General features: G+C 74.9%; 19 protein-coding genes and 2 pseudogenes. 14 read left to right on the top strand and 7 right to left on the bottom strand.

The window, feature by feature from the left end; all coding sequences use genetic code 11:
- A pseudogene (locus tag CPE01_RS15650) lies at positions 1 to 181 on the bottom strand (alpha/beta hydrolase); the annotation flags it as partial.
- 190 nt (positions 182 to 371) lie between these two features.
- Positions 372 to 1238, bottom strand: a complete 867-nt coding sequence (locus tag CPE01_RS15655) for an AraC family transcriptional regulator (protein WP_146807737.1) — start codon at positions 1236 to 1238, stop codon at positions 372 to 374.
- 181 nt (positions 1239 to 1419) lie between these two features.
- Between CPE01_RS15655 and CPE01_RS15660 the strand changes: the two genes are divergently transcribed.
- The 8 genes from CPE01_RS15660 to CPE01_RS15695 all read left to right on the top strand — a co-directional run bounded on the left by CPE01_RS15660 (position 1420) and on the right by CPE01_RS15695 (position 9128).
- Positions 1420 to 1857, top strand: a complete 438-nt coding sequence (locus tag CPE01_RS15660) for a YciI family protein (RefSeq protein WP_146807738.1) — start codon at positions 1420 to 1422, stop codon at positions 1855 to 1857.
- 78 nt (positions 1858 to 1935) lie between these two features.
- Complete coding sequence (locus tag CPE01_RS15665) at positions 1936 to 2760, top strand: UbiA family prenyltransferase (RefSeq protein ID WP_146807739.1); 825 nt, start codon at positions 1936 to 1938, stop codon at positions 2758 to 2760.
- A gap of 63 nt (positions 2761 to 2823) precedes the next feature.
- Positions 2824 to 3978, top strand: a complete 1155-nt coding sequence (locus tag CPE01_RS15670; RefSeq protein WP_146807740.1) for a type III polyketide synthase — start codon at positions 2824 to 2826, stop codon at positions 3976 to 3978.
- Complete coding sequence (locus CPE01_RS15675; RefSeq protein WP_146807741.1) at positions 3975 to 4499, top strand: isoprenylcysteine carboxyl methyltransferase family protein; 525 nt, start codon at positions 3975 to 3977, stop codon at positions 4497 to 4499. The genes CPE01_RS15670 and CPE01_RS15675 overlap by 4 nt, the downstream gene beginning before the upstream one ends.
- A gap of 17 nt (positions 4500 to 4516) precedes the next feature.
- Positions 4517 to 5581 (top strand): NAD(P)/FAD-dependent oxidoreductase, encoded by a 1065-nt coding sequence (locus tag CPE01_RS15680; protein WP_146807742.1) that lies wholly within the window; start codon positions 4517 to 4519, stop codon positions 5579 to 5581.
- 35 nt (positions 5582 to 5616) lie between these two features.
- On the top strand, positions 5617 to 6483 hold the full coding sequence (locus CPE01_RS15685) for a fructosamine kinase family protein (protein WP_146807743.1): 867 nt from the start codon (positions 5617 to 5619) through the stop codon (positions 6481 to 6483).
- A 210-nt stretch (positions 6484 to 6693) separates the two neighbouring features.
- A complete protein-coding gene (locus tag CPE01_RS15690) occupies positions 6694 to 7431 on the top strand; it encodes a Crp/Fnr family transcriptional regulator (RefSeq protein WP_246783996.1) in 738 nt (245 codons plus the stop codon).
- A 170-nt stretch (positions 7432 to 7601) separates the two neighbouring features.
- Positions 7602 to 9128, top strand: coding sequence for an SDR family NAD(P)-dependent oxidoreductase (locus tag CPE01_RS15695; protein WP_186811585.1), 1527 nt, complete (start codon positions 7602 to 7604; stop codon positions 9126 to 9128).
- Between the two features lie 13 nt (positions 9129 to 9141).
- Here CPE01_RS15695 and CPE01_RS15700 read toward each other — a convergent pair whose 3' ends face one another.
- Entirely contained in the window at positions 9142 to 9573 is a 432-nt protein-coding gene (locus CPE01_RS15700; protein ID WP_222592954.1) for a cupin domain-containing protein, read from the bottom strand.
- Positions 9574 to 9663: 90 nt separating this feature from the next.
- Positions 9664 to 10287 (bottom strand): annotated as a pseudogene (locus tag CPE01_RS15705) (P-loop nucleotide/nucleoside kinase family protein); the annotation flags it as partial.
- Between the two features lie 29 nt (positions 10288 to 10316).
- Here CPE01_RS15705 and CPE01_RS15710 point away from each other — a divergent pair.
- The 5 genes from CPE01_RS15710 (at position 10317) to CPE01_RS15730 (ending at position 14345) form a co-directional block, all read left to right on the top strand.
- Entirely contained in the window at positions 10317 to 11147 is an 831-nt protein-coding gene (locus CPE01_RS15710) for a DUF4397 domain-containing protein (RefSeq protein WP_146807744.1), read from the top strand.
- A gap of 40 nt (positions 11148 to 11187) precedes the next feature.
- Positions 11188 to 11886, top strand: a complete 699-nt coding sequence (locus tag CPE01_RS15715; protein ID WP_146807745.1) for a class F sortase — start codon at positions 11188 to 11190, stop codon at positions 11884 to 11886.
- A 92-nt stretch (positions 11887 to 11978) separates the two neighbouring features.
- The gene (locus tag CPE01_RS15720) at positions 11979 to 12638 is read left to right on the top strand and encodes an RNA polymerase sigma factor (protein WP_371862017.1); all 660 of its coding nucleotides are present in this window, start codon (positions 11979 to 11981) and stop codon (positions 12636 to 12638) included.
- Complete coding sequence (locus tag CPE01_RS15725) at positions 12625 to 13485, top strand: anti-sigma factor (protein WP_146807746.1); 861 nt, start codon at positions 12625 to 12627, stop codon at positions 13483 to 13485. Before CPE01_RS15720 ends, CPE01_RS15725 begins: the two co-directional genes overlap by 14 nt.
- A 164-nt stretch (positions 13486 to 13649) precedes the next feature.
- The gene (locus tag CPE01_RS15730; protein WP_186811586.1) at positions 13650 to 14345 is read left to right on the top strand and encodes a DUF2510 domain-containing protein; all 696 of its coding nucleotides are present in this window, start codon (positions 13650 to 13652) and stop codon (positions 14343 to 14345) included.
- 72 nt (positions 14346 to 14417) lie between these two features.
- On the opposite strand, the gene CPE01_RS15735 is transcribed toward CPE01_RS15730, so the two are convergent.
- Both CPE01_RS15735 and CPE01_RS15740 read right to left on the bottom strand, forming a co-directional pair.
- Complete coding sequence (locus CPE01_RS15735; protein ID WP_146807748.1) at positions 14418 to 15419, bottom strand: Rossmann-fold NAD(P)-binding domain-containing protein; 1002 nt, start codon at positions 15417 to 15419, stop codon at positions 14418 to 14420.
- Positions 15420 to 15460: 41 nt separating this feature from the next.
- On the bottom strand, positions 15461 to 16021 hold the full coding sequence (locus tag CPE01_RS15740) for a MarR family winged helix-turn-helix transcriptional regulator (protein WP_146807749.1): 561 nt from the start codon (positions 16019 to 16021) through the stop codon (positions 15461 to 15463).
- 87 nt (positions 16022 to 16108) lie between these two features.
- On the opposite strand from CPE01_RS15740, the gene CPE01_RS15745 reads away from it, so the two are divergent.
- Positions 16109 to 17053 (top strand): prenyltransferase/squalene oxidase repeat-containing protein, encoded by a 945-nt coding sequence (locus CPE01_RS15745; protein WP_146807750.1) that lies wholly within the window; start codon positions 16109 to 16111, stop codon positions 17051 to 17053.
- A 547-nt stretch (positions 17054 to 17600) separates the two neighbouring features.
- On the opposite strand, the gene CPE01_RS15750 is transcribed toward CPE01_RS15745, so the two are convergent.
- Positions 17601 to 18170 (bottom strand): DUF6318 family protein (locus CPE01_RS15750; RefSeq protein ID WP_222592952.1); only part of this gene is annotated, 570 nt, incomplete at its 5' end.

Consider the following 18170-nt stretch of genomic DNA (forward strand, 5'->3'; position numbering starts at 1 on the left):
CCGCCGTGCGGCGGGCCCGCGCCACGAGGCGCGGGTCGGTCCGCGGCAGGCCGTTGTTGTGCGCCATGAGGATCAGCGGCGCGGGGGTGTCCGTGGGTGTCCAGACGGTCGCGGGGATCTCGCCGACGAGGAGCTCGCGCTCCAGGACGCCGTCGGTCAGGTGCTCGGAGACGAGGTGCATGGTCGTGCCTTTCAGGAGCGTGGACGACGCTCCCGGGCGACCTGTCGCCCGACCATGACTCCGCAGGGGAGCGCCCATGTCGATGCGTGCACGGGTACCACCTCCTGCCTGACTCGCACGGCCACCAGCACGCTACGACGAGCGGCGCGGGTGCACCACGGGATATCCCGGGCGCACCCGCGCACGGACCTCAGCCCGCCTCGACCGGCAGCCAGAGCTCGACGGTCGCGGTGCTGAAGTCGGCGGCGCGGTCCGTCACGGCGACCACCTCGGGACCGGCACGCAGCCGCCACGGGTTCGACGGGAACCACTCGGTCGCGGTCGCCGCCCACACCGACTGCAGCGTGTCCGGGTAGGGGCCGGACGCCCGGAACACCGCCCACGAACCCGCCTCGACGGCGAGCGAGTCGAGGTCGTCGGGCACCTCGACGGAGTCGGTGACGGCCACGCCGTGCAGGTAGGTCAGCTCGGTGCCCTCCCGGCGGTCGGGGTCGAGGTCCGCGCTCACCGCCAGCAGCCCGCGCGGCTCGGCGTCGCCCAGGGCCTTGAGGCGTGCGTGCTCGTGCGGCTCGATCGACGTCACGTGCTGCTGGATCGCGGGGTTGATCCCACGGTGCACGAGCGGGACCCGCGCCGCGTGGCCCACGAGGCGCAGAGCGGGCAGGGAGACGATGCGGACGTCCATGGGGAGTGCTCCTTCGACGGTCAGACGGAACCGCAGACGCGGTTGGGTGCGAAGGGGGCCGCCGTCACGACGCGCTCGGCCGGGACTGACGCCGTGCACCGCCTGGAACGCGCGCCCGAACGCCTCGGCCGAGCCGTAGCCGTGGCGCACGGCGACGGTCAGCAGGTCGGCACCGGCGAGCACGTCGGCGGCCGCCGCGGTCATCCGCCGACGGCGCACGTACTCCGACAGCGGCATCCCCGCGAGCGACGAGAACATGCGGCGCAGGTGGTACTCGGTGGTGCCGCACGCCGCGGCGAGCCGGGCGACGTCGAGCTCCTCGTCGAGGGTCTCCTCCACGAGGTCCACGAGCCGGTTGAGCCAGGTGATCACGGTTCCTCCTTCGGCTCCCAGCCTCGCGCGGGGCGGCGTCGTCCCGCCCGATCATCGCGGACCGGTGCGATCAGTCCGCGCCGCACGGTCGCGCGCGGTGCACCGGCTGCGCGAGGCTGTCGAATCCGGGGGTGGTCGCGCGTCATCTCCACGACGAGACGGACCGGAGAGGGAGAGCGCGATGCAGTTCATGGTGATCACCAAGGCCACGGCCGAGAGCGAGGCGGGCGTCATGCCCAGCACCGAGAACTTCGAGACGATGGGCGCGTTCATCCAGGAGCTCGTCGACGCGGGTGTCCTGCTCGCCGCCGAGGGGCTGCTGCCCAGCAGCACGGGCGTGCGGATCTACATCGACGAGGACGACGAGCGGACCGTGGTCGAGGGGCCGTTCGCCGAGACGACCGAGCTCGTCGCGGGCTTCTTCCTGGTGGACGTGCCGTCGCTCGCCGCGTGCGTCGAGCTGTTCGCGCGCTGCCCGATCCCGCATCCCTCCGACGGGTCCCGGACGCATCTGGAGATCCGACCGCTGCCGCGACCGGAGGACTTCGGAGAGGCCTTCACCGCCGAGCAGCAGGAGGCGAACGCACGCCGACGCGCCCAGGTCGCCGCGCAGGGCTGACCGCGGGAGTCGCCGCGCACCCGGCACAGCCGGCCCGGTCCGAGGCGCGCTGACCCGGCGCGTGCGAGGGTGAGCGGCATGCCCGTCACGCGGACCGCCACCGCCCTCCTGCGGGCGTCCCACCTGCCGCCGACCGTCGCGGTCACGGCGTTCGCGGGCGCGTACGCCTGGGGTGTCGGGGCGTCCGCCGGGCTCGCGGCGCGGGTCGCGCTCGCGGTGCTCGCGGGGCAGCTGTCGGTGGGGTGGTCGAACGACTGGATCGACGCCACGCGGGACAGCGCGGTCGGCCGGTCGGACAAGCCCGTCGCGACGGGGGCGGTGCGCACGACGACCGTGCGCACCGCCGCCTTCGTCGCGGCGGCGGCCTGCGTCGTCCTGTCGTTCGCGCTCGGGCCGGCGGCGGGCGTCGTGCACGTCGTCGCGGTCGCGTCCGCGTGGGCCTACAACGCCGGCCTCAAGGCCACCCCGTGGTCGTGGGCGCCCTACGCGCTCTCGTTCGGCCTGCTGCCGTCGGTCGCGACGCTCGCGCTCGACGACGCGTCCCTCGCGCCGGTGTCGACGACGGTCGCGGCCGCCCTCCTGGGCGTCGGCGCGCACCTCGCGAACGTGCTGCCGGACCTCGAGGACGACGCGGCCACGGGCGTCGTCGGCCTGCCCCACCGGCTCGGGCGGCGCGGGACGACGATCGGCGCGGTCGCACTCCTGCTCGCGGCGGCGGCGCTCGTCGTGCTCACCACGCCCGACGGCCCGACCCCCGCGGGACTCGCCGCCCTCGCGCTCGCCGTGGCGCTCGCCGCGAGCGCGGCCTGGGTCGCCGCCCGGAGGCCCGACCGCCGGTACCCGTTCCTCGCCGCGATCGGAGTCGCGGCGGTCAGCGTCGTCGTGCTCGTCACGACGGCCTGAGCCCGCCCCTGCCCGGCGGCGCCACACGCTGCGGAGTCGGCGGGCGCGTGCGACGATCCCGGAATGGCCCGGATCGTGGCGGTCGCACCCGTGCTGCCGGACCACGCCTACCCGCAGGAGCAGATCGCCGACGAGCTCGCAGCGATCCTGACGGCCGACCCCGCGCGTCGCACGCTGCTGCGCCGCCTGCACGGCTCGTGCGGGATCGAGCAGCGGCATCTCGTCGTCCCGCTCGAGCGCTACCGCACGCTCGGGTCGTTCGACGAGACGAACGCGCTCGCACTCGCGTCCGGGCTGGACCTCGCGGAGCGCGCGGCGCGCGACGCGCTCGCCGCGGCCGGTCTCGAGCCGCACGACGTCGACCACGTCATGCTCACCACGGTCACCGCGATCGGCGCGCCGTCGCTGGACGCGCTGCTCGTCGAGCGGCTCGGCCTGCGTCCGGACGTGACGCGGCTGCCGAGCTTCGGGCTCGGGTGCGCGGGCGGCGCCGCAGGGCTCGCACGCGTGCACGACCACCTCGCCGGGCACCCGGACCACGTGGCGCTGCTGGTGAGCGTCGAGCTGTGCTCGCTGACCCTCCAGCGCGACGACGACTCGACCGCCAACCTCGTCGCGAGCGGGCTGTTCGGCGACGGCGGGGCGGCGGTCGTGCTCGCGGGCGACGACCGCGCGGTGCCGCACGGCGCGCCCGACGCCGCACGCCGCGCGTGGGAGCGGGCGCCGCGGGTCGTCGGCGCGCGCAGCGTGCTGTACCCCGCCTCCGCGGACGCGCTCGGCTGGCAGGTCGGGGCGTCCGGGCTGCGCATCGTGCTGTCCGGCGGGCTCGCGGACGTGGTCCGCGTCCACGTGGCCGACGACGTGAAGGCCCTGCTGACCGCGCACGGTGCGGTGCCCGACGACGTGCGCACCTGGGTCGTGCACCCCGGCGGGCCGAAGATCCTCGACGCCGTGCAGGACGCGCTCGGTCTCCCTCGGCAGGCGCTGGCCCGGTCGTGGGCGAGCCTCGCGCGGGCCGGGAACCTGTCCTCGGCGTCGGTGCTGCACGTGCTCGCCGATGCGCTGCACGCACCGACGGCGAGCGGCCAGACGGCGAGCGGTCCGACGGCGACCCGGACGACGAGCGTCGGTGGACCGGTCGGGGTCGTCGCCGCGTTCGGGCCCGGTGTGGGTGCCGAGCTCGTCGCGCTGCGCTGGCCGGAGGTGAGCGCCGCATGAGCCTCGCGCTGTACGCGGCGCTCGTCGTCGCCACGGGGCTCGAGCGGATCGCGGAGCTCGTCGTGTCCACCCGGCACGCGCGCTGGTCGTTCGAGCGCGGCGGGCAGGAGAGCGGGCGCGGGCACTTCCCCGCGATGGTCGCGCTGCACACCGGGCTGCTGGTCGCGTGCATCGCGGAGGCCGCGCTCGCCGACCGGCCGTTCCTGCCGTGGCTCGGCTGGCCCGCGCTCGTCGTCGTGCTCGCGTCGCAGGCGCTGCGGTGGTGGTGCATCAGCGTCCTGGGACCGCAGTGGAACACGCGCGTGATCGTCGTCCCGGACCTGCCGCTCGTGCGGCGTGGCCCGTACCGCTGGCTGAACCACCCGAACTACGTCGCGGTGGTCGCCGAGGGCATCGCGCTGCCGCTCGTGCACACCGCCTGGGTCACCGCGCTCGTGTTCACCGTGCTCAACGCGGTGCTCCTGCTGGGCTTCCGCATCCCCGCCGAGGAGCGCGCGCTCACCGCCGCGCGACCGTCCTGAGGGGAGCGCCGACCGGCGTGCCGGGCGATCTCGACGCGGACGTCCTCGTCGTCGGTGGCGGACCCGTGGGGCTCGCCGCGGCGATCGAGGCGCGTCTCGCGGGACTGTCCGCGCTCGTGCTCGAACCGCGCCCCGGTCCGGTGGACAAGGCGTGCGGCGAGGGGCTCATGCCGGGTGCGTTGAGATCGCTGCACCGGCTCGGGGTCGACCCGGACGGGTACCCGCTCGCGGGGATCGCGTACGTGGGCGGGCCGCGGCGCGTCGAGCACCGGTTCTCCGGGGGCGTCGGCCGCGGTGTGCGCCGCACGGTCCTGCACGCGGCGCTCGCGGCGCGGGCCGACGAGCTCGGGGTCGAGCACGTCGCGACGCGCGCCACCTCGGTCGAGCAGGACGCGCGCGGCGTCGTCGTCGACGGGCTGCGCGGGCGGTACGTGCTCGCGTGCGACGGCCTGCACTCGACCGTCCGGCGGCTCGTCGGGCTGGAGGTCCCGGGACGACGAGCGGGTGGTGCGGCGTGGCGGACGGCCCGGCGCGCGGACCGACGGCGGTTCGGGCTGCGGCGGCACTACCGGGTCGCGCCGTGGGGCGACCTCGTCGAGGTGCACTGGGCGCCGCACGCCGAGGCGTACGTGACCCCGGTCGCTCCCGGGCTCGTCGGGGTCGCGATCCTGGGCGCGGCCCGCACCGACCTCGACGCGACCCTGGCCGCGCTGCCCGCGCTCGCGCAGCGCCTGGCCGGTGCCGAGCCCGACGGACCCGTGCGCGGAGCCGGGCCGCTGCTGCAGCGCACCCGCGCCCGCACGGCCGGCCGCGTGCTGCTCGTCGGCGACGCCTCGGGGTACGTCGACGCGCTCACCGGCGAGGGTCTGCGGGTCGGGCTCGCGCAGGCGGCCGCGGCCGTCGCACACCTGGACGACCCGGCCGGCTACGAGCGCGCGTGGACGCGCGCGACACGCGACTACCGGGTCCTGACCTCGGGCCTCGTCGCCGCGGCGACATCCCCGGCGCGCCGCACGATCGTCCCGGCTGCCACCGCGCTGCCGGGTGTCTACGGCAGGATCGTGGAACGGCTCGCGCGCTGACCCTGCCGAGCCCTGTCCGCGAGGAAGGAGCGCCGATGCTGCTGCGACGCCTGCACGACGCCGGGATCGACGACGTCGTCGAGGTCCGGCCCGCGACCGGCGGGTTGGCGGCGACCGCCGGTCTCGCGCGGCGCACCGACGGCACGTCGCTGTTCGTCAAGGCGTTCGACGACCCGCCCTCCCCCGACGCGTTCGCGACCGAGGCCGAGGGGCTGACCGCGCTGCGCACGCTCGGCGGCATCGCGACGCCGCGTGTCCTCGTCGTGAACGCCGACGTGCTCGTGCTCGAGGCGCTGCACCCGCGCCCGCACGACGAGACGTTCTGGTTGCGGTTCGCACACGAGCTCGCGCACCTGCACACGACGACGACCCATCCGAGGTTCGGCTGGCACCGCGACAACTGGCTCGGGCGGCGCCGGCAGGTCAACACGTGGCACGACGACGGGTTCGCGTTCTTCGCGGAGCACCGCCTGCTGCGCTGGCTCGACGAGCCCCGCGTCGTCGAGGCGCTCGACGCGGGCGACCGCGCGGCCCTCGAACGGCTGTGCGCGCGACTGCCCGAGCTGCTCCCCGAGCGTCCCGCGTGCCTCACGCACGGCGACCTGTGGACGCAGAACGTCCTGGCCACCGCCGACGGCCGCCCCGCGCTCATCGACCCTGCCGTCTCGTACACGTGGGCCGAGGTGGACCTCGCGCACGTGTGGACCACCGCGCCGCCACCCGAGGCCACCGGGTTCTTCGGCCGGTACGCCGAGCTCACCGGGCTGGACGCCGGCTGGCGCGAGCGCATGCCGATCCTGCAGCTGCGCCAGCACCTCGCGGTCATCGCCCAGTTCGAACCCGACTGGGGTGCCGCCGACCACGTCCGCGCGACGCTCGCCCCGTTCCGACCGAGGTCCTGAGCTCCGGCGCCCGCCACGATCGAGCGGCCCGCGCCCGAGCGGCCGAGGTCGCGGGCCGATCCCCGCGACCGAAGTCCCGACGCACCGCGCGACGTCGTCGTTACCGTGACCGCGAGGAGGCGGTCGGTGGACGGCGGGAGACCAGGCGGGCGGGCGCGGCCTGTGCCGCCTCTGCCGCGCACGGGACCGCCCACGGCCGCGCGCCGACGTGTGCCCCTGCGCACGACGTGCGCGCAGCCGCACCCCTGCCCGCTGCCCGTGCGGCTGAGCGTCCTGTCCCGCGTCCCGTTGTTCGCCGGGCTCACGCGCGGCCAGCTCGTCGCGATCGGTCACCGCATGGAGTCGCTGTCCTGGGCGCGGGACGACGTGCTGTGCCGCGCGGGCGAGCCCGCCGACCACCTGTACGTCATGGCGACGGGCCGGGCGAAGGCCACGCGGACCACGACCACGGGGCAGGACGTCGTCGTCGACCTCCTCGTCCCGGGCGACCTCGTCGGGGGGCCGCGGGCCGCCGGGCAGACCACGTACGGCGAGACGGTCCGTGCGCTGACCACCACGTGCGCGCTGCGGATCGACGTCGCGCACTTCCGCGCGCTGCTGACGCAGCACCCCGCGCTCGCGCTGCGGGTCGGCGACCAGACCGCCGCACTCCTTGCACAGGAGCGCCGGGACCTCGACGCCCAGGCGACCACCCCGCTCGCGCCGCGCGTCGCGGGGACGCTGCTGCGGCTCGCCGACAGGTGCGGGCAGGGCCGCGCCCCGGGTGCGACGCCCGTCGAGCTGCCGCTGTCGCGGGCGGACCTCGCGGGGATGACCGGATCGACACCTGAGGCCGTCTCGCGCGTCGTGAGCCGGCTGCGCGCCGCGGGCGTCATCGACGCCGGACGGGGGTGGACGGCCGTGCTCGACCGCGACCGACTGGCCGCGGTCGCCGCAGGGGACGAGTGACCGCCTGACCTGCGGCGCGGCGAGCGTGCGACCGTCCGACGCGTCGCGCCCGGGCCCTGGGCGGGTTCGGTCGCGCCGTCGGGACCCACCCGCCCGCTGGACGGCGGCTTACCATCGTCCGGGCCCGCGACTCCGCGACGGCCCTCCCCCAGATGCAGGACGGACGGCGCATGAGCGCGCAGACGACCACGCCCGCGGACGCCGCGGACGCCTCCACGACCGAGCAGCCGACGACCGAGCAACCCGGCGTCGACCCCGCCGACTTCGCGACGTTCCTGCGGGTCATGGACCAGGTCTCCGTCCTGCCGCAGACCCACTCGCAGCACGCGGCCGCCCGACGCGCGTCGTCGGCGCTGTTCAAGGCCGCCAAGAAGCAGCGGCGCGACGAGAAGCGCCGCGCGATCGCCGAGGCGGACGCCGCGGTCGTCGCCGCGACCGCGACGGGGAGCCCGGGCCGGATCGACGACGAGACGAACGGCCTGCCGCTGACGTCCACGGCGACGAACGCGATCGCCGGGACGTTGCTGCGCGCGCGGCCCTGCTACGTGTGCAAGGAGCTGTACACGGTCGTCGACGCGTTCTACCACCAGCTCTGCCCGGACTGCGCGGCGCTGCACCACCTCAAGCGCGACGCGCGCACGGACCTGACCGGCCGCCGCGCGCTGCTCACCGGGGGCCGGGCGAAGATCGGCATGTACATCGCGCTGCGGCTGCTGCGCGACGGCGCGGACCTGACGATCACGACGCGCTTCCCGCGCGACGCCGTGCGCCGGTTCACCGCGATGGACGACTCCGCGGACTGGATCGACCGCCTGCACGTCGTCGGGATCGACCTGCGCGACCCGGCGCAGGTCGTCTCGCTCGCCGACCACGTCGCCGCGCAGGGGCCGCTCGACGTCCTCATCAACAACGCCGCGCAGACCGTGCGCCGCTCCCCGGGTGCGTACTCGCGCATCGCGGAGGCCGAGCTCGCGCCGCTGCCCGACGAGGGCGCCCGCATGATCACGACGTTCGGGCACACCAGCGACGCGCACCCGCGCGCGCTCGCCGGGTCCGTGAGCGAGCTGTCGAGCCCGGCGCTGGCGATCGAGCGTGCGGCCCGCGCCGCCGCCGACGAGCTCACCGCGCAGTCGCTGACCGCGCAGGCCGCGAGCCTCGAGCGGCTGGTGGCGGGCACGTCGATCGACGCGGGCGGCCTGATCCCCGACGCCGCGGAGACCAACAGCTGGGTCGCCACGGTCGAGCAGGTCGACCCGATGGAGCTGCTCGAGGTCCAGCTCTGCAACCAGACCGCGCCGTTCATCCTGGTCAGCCGCCTGCGCCCCGCATTGGCCGCGTCGCCCGCCCGCCGCACGTACATCGTCAACGTGTCCGCGATGGAGGGCGTGTTCTCACGCGGCTACAAGGGCCCGGGCCACCCGCACACCAACATGAGCAAGGCCGCGCTCAACATGCTCACGCGCACGAGCGCCGCCGAGATGTTCACCGACGGCATCCTCATGACCGCCGTCGACACCGGGTGGATCACCGACGAGCGCCCGCACCCGACGAAGGTGCGGCTCGCCGAGGAGGGCTTCCACGCCCCCCTCGACCTGGTGGACGGCGCCGCGCGCGTCTACGACCCGATCGTGCGCGGCGAGGCCGGCGAGGACCTGTACGGCTGCTTCCTCAAGGACTACGAGCGCTCGAAGTGGTGACGGCCGCCGCCGGTCACTCCGTGGGCGGCTCGTCCTTGCCGGCCTCCTCGGCGGCGTCGGCCTCCTCCTTGGTGCGGTGCACGGCGCCCTCGGCGTGCTCCGGCGGCCCGTACACGGTGTAGAGGATCAGCGGGTTCTCGCCCGTGTTGACGAAGTTGTGCGTGCGTCCGGCGGGGACGACGACGAGGTCACCCTGCGCGACGTTGCGCTCCTGACCCGAGACGATCGCCTTCCCCGTGCCGGACACGAACGTCAGGATCTGGTCGATGTCCTCGTGGACCTCCTCGCCGATCTCGCCGCCCACGGGGATCGTCATGATGACGAGCTGGCTGTGCTTGCCGGTCCACAGCACGCGCCGGAAGTCCGGGCTCTGCTGCGCGACGGTCGCGATCGTCCAGTGCTCCACGGGTGTCACCTCTCGTTCGTCGACAGTGCCGTGGGCCATGATCCGACCGCTCGACGCTTCCCGCCTCCGGAGCGAAGGCGCCGGTCGCACGACGACGACGGGACCCTCGTCGGACGTGGGCGGTTCGAACCCGTCGAGGTAGGCCTGGGCACGGTCGGGCGGGACGACGACGTCGTGCGGGCCGGTGCCGGCTCGGGCGGCGAGGCGACGCAGCACCTCGTCGCGCGGTGTCGCGAGGTGGTGCACCACCGGGGTGACACCCAGGGGCGCCAGCAGGGCGCGGTAGGAGTCGCGGGACGCGCGGGACCAGAAGGACGTGTCGACGACGACGTCGTGGCCTTCCTCGACGAGCGCGACGAGCCGGGTGCGCAGCAGCGCGTGGACGTCCGCGACGACCGGCGCGGGCAACGGGTGCGCGCGGTGGCCGAGCCGCCACGCCTCCTCGTCGAACGACAGCCGCACGTACCCGTCGTGCTCGAGCGCGAGCGCATGCGTCGACTTGCCGGCGCCCGCGGGCCCGCACACGAGCACGGCGCGCGGACGGTCCGGCCGGTCCTGCGTCAAGGGGGCGTACCCGGGGTCGTCCATGCAGGTCATCCTCGTCGGACCGGGCCCCGGACGACACGACCTTTGCGACCCGCGCGCGACCGCGGGCCCCCGCACGCCGGACGCACGAGGAACTCGTCGAAGAAATTTCCATGCATCTGCATCCACATGGCGGGTCCGGGCGGAAGAGGGTTCGTCAGGCGCCATCCCGGCGCCGCCTCCCGGAAGGACGCACCATGCGCACTCGACTCCTCGCCACCGCCGGCGCACTCGGACTCGCGACCGTCGCCCTCACCGCAGGACCCGCCTCCGCCGCCGACGAGGCCCAGCTCTCCGTGCTGCACGGCGTGCCGGGCCTCACCGTCGACGTCTGGGTGAACGGCGAGCGCACGCTCGACGACTTCGAGCCCGGCGAGCTCGCCGGTCCGCTCGACCTGCCCGCCGGGACGTACACGGTCGCGATCACCGCGGCGGACGCGGCCGACGACAGCGCCCCGGCCATCGGCCCCGTCGACCTGACGCTCGAGGCGTCGACCAGCTACACGGCCGTCGCGCACCTCGACGCGTCCGGTGACCCGACCGCGACGCTGTTCACCAACGACACGTCCACGACGAAGCCCGGCGAGGGACGGCTGACGGTCCGGCACGTCGCGGCGGCGCCCGGCGTCGACGTGCTCGCCGGCACGGACGCCGTGATCACGAACCTCGAGAACCCCGACGAGAAGGTCCTGAACCTGCCCGCCGGCACCGTCCCGGCGAGCGTCGTCGCGACCGGCACGACCGAGCCCGCGCTCCTGGGGCCGGCGGACGTCGCGGTGACCGAGGGCACCAACACGATCCTGTACGCGTGGGGCGACGCGACCGCCGACCCGTCGACGCTCGCGCTCGCCACGCAGGTCATCGAGGGGCTGCACAGCGACCCGACCGCCGTGCAGGCCGGTGAGCTCGGCCTGGTCGCCGAGTCCGGCTCCGCGACGGTCTGGCCGTTCGCGCTCGGCGGGCTCGTCGTGCTCGGTGCTGCCGCCCTCGGGTTCGCCGGGCGTCGTCACGCGGCCGCGACCCGCTGACTCGTCGTCCCCACGACCTGACCGACTGAGCGGACGGACCATGGCACGACGACACCTCCCGCCGACCAGGGCGCTCGCGGGCGTCCTGGCCGGCGGGCTGGCGGCGTGGCTGCTCGCGGGCTGCACCTCCGACAGCCCGCCGCGCACCGCCGCCACCGTGTCGTCGGCGCCTGCCCGACCGGCCCCGGCGGGGACCGACGCACCCGGACCCGGGCCGACCGGGACCGCCGCGCCGGCCCCGCCGGGGATCCCGGTCCGGGACGCGACCGCACCGGCGCCCACCCCCGCGCCCGCGCCGGTGCGGCTCGCGGTCCCGAGCCAGGACATCGACATGGCCGTCGTCCCCGTGGGCGTCGAGGACGACGGCAGCATGCAGATCCCCGCGGACGCCGACGAGGCCGGCTGGTACCGGTACGGCCCGGCGCCGGGCGACGACGAGGGCAACGCGCTGCTCGCCGCGCACGTGGACTCCCGGCAGACGGGCATCGGGCCGTTCGCCGCGCTGCGGGACGTCGAGGTGGGCGCCGACGTGCGGGTGACCACCGCCGACGGCACCACGCACGAGTACCGCGTGACGCGCGTCGAGAAGATCGCCAAGGACCAGGCACCGCTCGACCTGTGGTTCGCCCGCACCGGCCCGCCGCTGCTTCGGCTCGTCACCTGCGGCGGGGCATGGCACGCTGACGTCGGGCACTACGCCGACAACGTCGTCGTCACCGCCGAGCCGACGGGTGGCTGACGGTGTCGGCCACGGCGCTGGAGACGCCATGGGCGTCGTCGAGCCCCACGAGACCGGCAGGACCCACGACGACGAGGCACGGGGAGGGCTGCGTGACCGGTAGCAGCCCCGAGCGGTCGGATGCTCCGCTGCGCGCCGTCCCGCCCCTGCCGCCGGCCGCGACCTCGCCCGACGACCTGCCCGACGAGCCGCAGCCCCGGCCCGACCCCGACGGCGAGGGTGTCGACGAGCTCGGCCTGGCGTTCGCGGGCGGCGACGAGGACGCGGTCCGCGAGGCGTACCGACGCTGGTCCACGCTCGTGCACACCGTCGCCCTGCGCTCGCTCGGCAGCATCGCCGACGCCGAGGAGGTCACGCAGCAGGTGTTCGTCGACGCGTGGCGCGGACGGCACCGCTTCGACCCGACGCGCGCACGCCTGCCCGCGTGGCTCATCGGCATCACCCGCCACGCGATCGCCGACGCGCACGAGCGGCGGTCGCGCGACCGGCGGCTCGTCGCCGGCGCCGAACCCCGTGCCGAGCACGAGGGTGCCGCCGACGACCGCGTCGTCGCACGCGTCGTCGTCGCCGACGAGCTCGACCGCCTCGGCGACCCGCAGCGCACGATCCTGCGCCTGGCGTTCTACGAGGACCTCACGCACGACCAGATCGCGACCCGGCTGGACCTGCCGCTCGGCACCGTGAAGAGCCACGTGCGGCGTAGTCTCGCCCGGCTGCGCAACCGATGGGAGGTGGACGGTGCCGTTGGATGAGACCCACGTGGACGACGACGTGCTGGCCCTCCTGGCCCTCGGCGAGGACGTCGGCACGCCCGACGAGCGCGCGCACGTCGCCCGGTGCGAGCGGTGCGCCGCCGAGGTCGCCGCTCTCGGGCAGGTCGCGTTGCTCGCCAAGGAGTCGCGCGACGCGCTCGTCGCACCCGCACCCCATGTGTGGGACCGCGTGGCGGCGGAGCTGCACCTCGGAGCGGGCGGTCGCGTCGGCGCGGGCGAGCCGGAGCCGCCCACGTCGGTGCCGGTCCTGTCGACGCCGGTCCCGTCGGTGCCGGTCTCGTCGGGGCCGGTCTCGTCGGCATCTGCCCCGGCACCTGTCTCGTCCGCCGGTGCCGGAGCCGTGGGCACGGACTCGTCGGAGCAGGGGGCGGACGTCGTGCCGCTCACCCGACGCCGGACACCCTGGGCGTGGGTCGCGGGCGCGGCCGCCGCCGGGCTCGTCATCGGCGGCGCGGGCGTCGGGTGGGTGGCCTCACGCGACGACGACCGCGCCGAGGTCGTCGCGTCCGCCGCGCTCGAGCCGCTGCCCGGTTGGGACGCCGAGGGCACCGCGCGCGTCGAGGTGCAGCGCGACGGCGAGCGCGTGCTCGTCGTCGACGTGGCCGACGGGCACGCGGACGACGGGTTCCGCGAGGTGTGGCTGCTGCGGCCCGACGTGAGCGGGCTCGTCTCGCTGGGCACCCTCACGGGCGACTCCGGCCGGTTCGACCTGCCGCCCGGGCTCGACCTCGACGACTTCTCGGTGGTCGACGTGTCGCTCGAGCCGTTCGACGGCGACCCCGCCCACTCGGGCGACTCGATCGTCCGCGGCCCTCTCGAGGCCTGACCCCTCCACAGCCCCCCGCGAGGGACGAACCGGACCGCTACGCTCCGGGCCATGCGACCGACGACGAGTGTGCCGACTGCCCGCGGCTGCACGGGAGCGCCGGCGATCGCGCCGGCGATCGGGCTGGTGGGCCCGTCGGTGGCAGCGTCGGCAGGGGCGTCGCGGTGAGCGAGGACGCGCGACAGGACGTGCAGGACGCCCCCGCGCGTGAGTCGACCGCCGGGTGGTACGCCGCCGAGGACCCCGCGCGCGAGCGCTGGTGGGACGGGCAGCGGTGGACCCAGCACGTCCGCGAGTCGCAGCAGCCGCTGCGGGTGCGACGGGCCGGGATCGGCTGGGGCGGACCGGGCAGCCCCGTGCTGCAGGTGATCGTCGGGACGTCGTTGCTGCTCGTCTCGCAGGTCGCGCTGGTCGTCGCGCGCGGCGGCGGCCGGTGGTGGGTCCACGCCACCGTCGTGACGGTCGTCGCGGCCCTCGTCGGCGTCGCGCTGCTCGTCAACGCGTCCGTCCGCTGGCGGCTCGAGGCGCGCCGCACGCCGGCGGGCGACGGGCCGCCGCCCGAGGCGCAGCTCGCGCACATCCGCCGGTTCGGCGTCATCTGGGCGTCCGGGCGCGGCTGGTCCCAGCGCTCCCTGGTCAGCGGGTCGGTCGTCGTCCTCGCCGCGCTGTTCGTCGGCGCGGTCACGCTCATGACGCACCGCGTGTCGTCGTGGGACGACATCGCCGGCGGCGCGTCCGCCGCCCTCGTGCTCCTCCTGCTCGGCGCCCTCGGCATCACCGACGGCTGCTTCCGTCTCGTCCTCGAGCGCCGCCGCGACGCCGCCGGCGCCACCCCGTCGCGGTGGGCACAGGAACCGTGAGCCACCCGCCCCACCCTGCACGGGCCGAGCGCCGGTGCTCGTCCGCGGGACGAGCGGCCGGCGCTCGGTCGTCTACCCGTGCGCGCCGTACCGGGCGGCGAGCTCCGCGTCGCGCTCGGCCGTCAGACCCACGGCGAGGTCGCCGCCGCGTCCGCGCACCCAGTCGAGCGTGTCGCGGACGGTCTCGCGCAGCGGGCGGGTGCGCAGCCCCGCCGCCTGAGCGCGAGACGTGTCGACCTGGAACATGCCGCGCATCGCCTCGTCGTCCGGCGGCAGCCACATCGGCAGGTCCGCCCACGGCCGCACCTGCTCGACGTCGCGCTGCTCGTCGGTCAGGACGACCGGCTGGGACGCGACCCCCGTCTCGTCGGCCACCGCCTGCAGGAGGTCCCCGAACGGGAACGGGACCGTGGCGGCGTTGTACGTGCCCAGGACGTGGTCCGCGCCGAGCCGCACGAGCCAGTCCGCGAGGTCCCGCGCGTCGATGTACTGCACCGGCGCGTCGAGCGGCGGCGTGACGTGCGGACCCGGCTCGCTCGGACGCACCACCCAGTACGTGAAGCGGTCCGTCGGGTCGTGCGGACCCGCGATGATCGACGGGCGCACGACGGTCAGGCTGTCGAACAGCTCGGCTGCGGCCTGCTCGCACAGCGCCTTGAGGCCACCGTACGAGTCGCCGTCGACCTCGTCGGGAACCGGCCCGTCGAACGTCGCGAGCGGGGCGTCCTCCGTGATCCCCGCGCTGCCGAGGCGCGCGTACGTCGAGATCGTCGAGACCAGCACGTAGTGGTCGCACCGGCCGACGAGGTGTGCGGCGCTGCGGCGGACCTGCTCCGGGTGGAACGACGTCAGGTCGTGCACCACGTCCCATCGGCCGTCCGCGAGCGCCGAGACGTCGCCGCTGCGGTCGCCGTGCAGGCGCGTGACGCCGTCGAACAGCCCGTCGGGGACGTCGGGCGTCGACCGCCCGCGGTTGAACGTCGTGACGTCCCAGCCGTCCCGCAGCAGGCTCGTGACCAGGTGGATCCCCACGAACGTCGTCCCGCCCAGCACCAGCGCCTTCGGTCGCGTCATGCGAGCGAGCCTAGGGCCGCCTCCGGCCGCCCTGTGCTCCGTCAGCGCTGTGCGGCGTCGTCCTGAGCGGGGTCGTCCGGGGCGGGGTCGGCCGGAGCGTCGTCGTGATCGGGCGGCATCGTCGGGAGGACGAGGTCGGGCTTGGCTGCCGACAGGATGCGCTCGCCGATCTCGCGGAGCTGGCGGACCTGGGCGTCGGTGAGGTTGTCGAAGACGAGGCGCTGGACCTCCTCGACGTGCCCGGGCGCGGTCGCGACGACCTTGTCCCAGCCCTCGTCGGTCAGGATCGCGAGCGTCGCGCGACCGTCGCTCGGGTCGGGCTCGCGGCGCAGCCACCCACGCTTCTCGAGGCGCGTCACGATGCGCGACAGGTGCGACAGGCTCACGTGCGCGAGCGGCGCGACCTCGCTCATCCGCGCCACGCGTCCGGGCTGCATCGAGAGCCAGGACAGCACCTGGTACTCCACGAACGTGATCCCGGCGTCGCGCTGCAGCTGGGCGTCGAGCGCCGCGGGCAGCCACACCTGGGTCGCGACGAGCGCGATCCACGCGTCGGTCTGCGGGGGCGTCAGCCAGCGCGGCGAGTCCTGCACGGCGGCCATGCTAGGTGCCGCGGTAGCGCCTCCTGCGCTGTATCGATGCGCGCGGGATGGTGCGCGTGTCGGGGGGCGGGTCTAGCGTCGGCGAGCATGGACCCCGTCATCGAGTACCTGCTCTCGGGCGACCCGGCGATCCGCTGGCAGGTCATGCGCGACCTCGTCGGCGCACCGGCCGACGAGGTCGCCGCCGAGCGGGCGCGCGTCGCTACCGAGGGCTGGGGCGCGCAGCTCCTCGCCGAGCAGGCCGACGACGGTCGCTGGGACGGTGGGACGTACCGACCGGGTTGGGCCGACGAGTCACGCCCCTTCTTCGACGCGTGGACCGCGAGCCACTTCGCCCTGCAGTCGCTGGTCGAGTTCGGGCTCGACCCGACGAGCCCGCAGGCGCAGCGGGCCGTGGCGCTCGTGCGGGACAACGTGCGGTGGGAGTACGACGGCTCGCCGTACTTCGACGGCGAGGTCGAACCGTGCATCAACGGCATGGCGCTGACAGCCGGGGTGTACTTCGGCCAGCCCGTCTCGCGCATCGTCGACACCCTGCTCAGCCGGCACCTGCCCGACGGCGGGTGGAACTGCTGGGCGCAGGACGCGTCCGCCGTCTCGTCGTTCCACTCGACGCTCTGCGTTCTCGAAGGCCTGCGCGCGCTCTCCGCCGCAGGCGGCGGTACTGACGCGACCCGTGCCGCGCTGTCCGCCGGTGAGACCTACCTGCTCGAGCGCGGCCTGCTGCGCCGCAAGAGCACCGGCGAGATCGTCGACCCGCGCTTCACGATGCTCTCCTACCCCGTCCGCTGGTACTACGACGTCCTGCGCGGGCTCGACTACTTCCGCGTCGCCGACCGTCGCGATGAGCGGCTCAGCGAGGCCGTCGAGCTGCTGCGGTCCAAGCGGGGTGAGTACGGGCTGTTCCCGTACGAGAACTGCCACCAGGGCCCGAGCCTGATCGAGATGGAAGCCGAGGCCGAGGGCTACCCCAGCCGATGGGTCACCCTGCGCGCCCTCCGAGTCCTGCGCTGGTGGGACGCACCAGCCTGACTCCGACACCGCCGCGGCCCCAGGAACCCCGCCTCAGCAATGGCACTCATGCGGGGGTCTCGCCGCTCAGCGCCCCCCGGGACGGGTCGGTGCAGGCGTACAAGCAGGCCCTTGTGCAACCAGGCCGTCGTTGGCGAGCGACCCTGCGTGGACGGCGGGATCAGATCCTCGGGACAAGTCCGCACGCAGGTGCCAACCTTCGCCAAGATTGCTTCGGGGGCGCCGCCAGAGCGGCTCGATCGGCTCGCCTTCCTCGCAGGCAAGCGACAAGGGCCGAGGGGCCGCGTTGAGCTGCGGGCAGAGGGGTTGCGAACTGCCTGTCCACTGGCACGCCGAAGTACGGAGACAGTCGTACCCGCGCTGCGCGGCCGGGCGGCGCATGTCCTGCCGGTACTCGGGGTCGGCGACTCTGCCGCCCACCCGGTACTCCGACCCCTTGCCCCTACACCGATGCCCGTGGAGCCGAAGGGTCCAGCAAGGGCGGGCGCTGGCGCGAGAGCTGCCGCCAGGATGGCCAGCCCGACGGTCGATCGGGCCGCAGTCCGCTTCACGACGTGCCAAGGAGATCGACACCGACGCTGGTGACGCTCCACGTCTCACCAGTCCACCCGAGCCCGACCTCCAGCTTCGCGTCCTGGACGAAGTCGGTTGTCTCGACGACCGATCCGTCTGCGGCGAGCACGCGAGATGGCTGCTCCTTGAGTCGGACGACGGCGTAGTACATCTCGTCCCTGTCGTGGAACACCTGGAGGTCCTGGATGTCCATCCGGCCACCCTCACGCCGCTTGCCCGCTGCGACGTCCTTACGCACGACGTCAGCGATGTCCCCGCACCACTCACAGTCGGAGCCTGAGACTGACTCCCACTGCGCCAAGTCGCCCGTCGCGAAGATGTAAGGGAAGAGCGCAACGAAGTAGCGCGCGGCTTCGCCGACGGTCTCTTCAGAGGGGGGACCCGACAAGCCGTCCGGGCGGCTCGGCGCGACCGATGCGTCGAAATCGAACAGAGCCGGCGTGGCCGACGCTGTGGGCGTCGGCGACGACTCCGCCGAAGGCGTTGGGCTCACGCTCGCCGCACTACCTGGCTTGGTGGTCGTCGGATCGGCAGGCGGGGTGCC

It is taken from the genome of Cellulomonas persica (genome assembly GCF_007989825.1).
Lineage (GTDB): Bacteria > Actinomycetota > Actinomycetes > Actinomycetales > Cellulomonadaceae > Cellulomonas > Cellulomonas persica.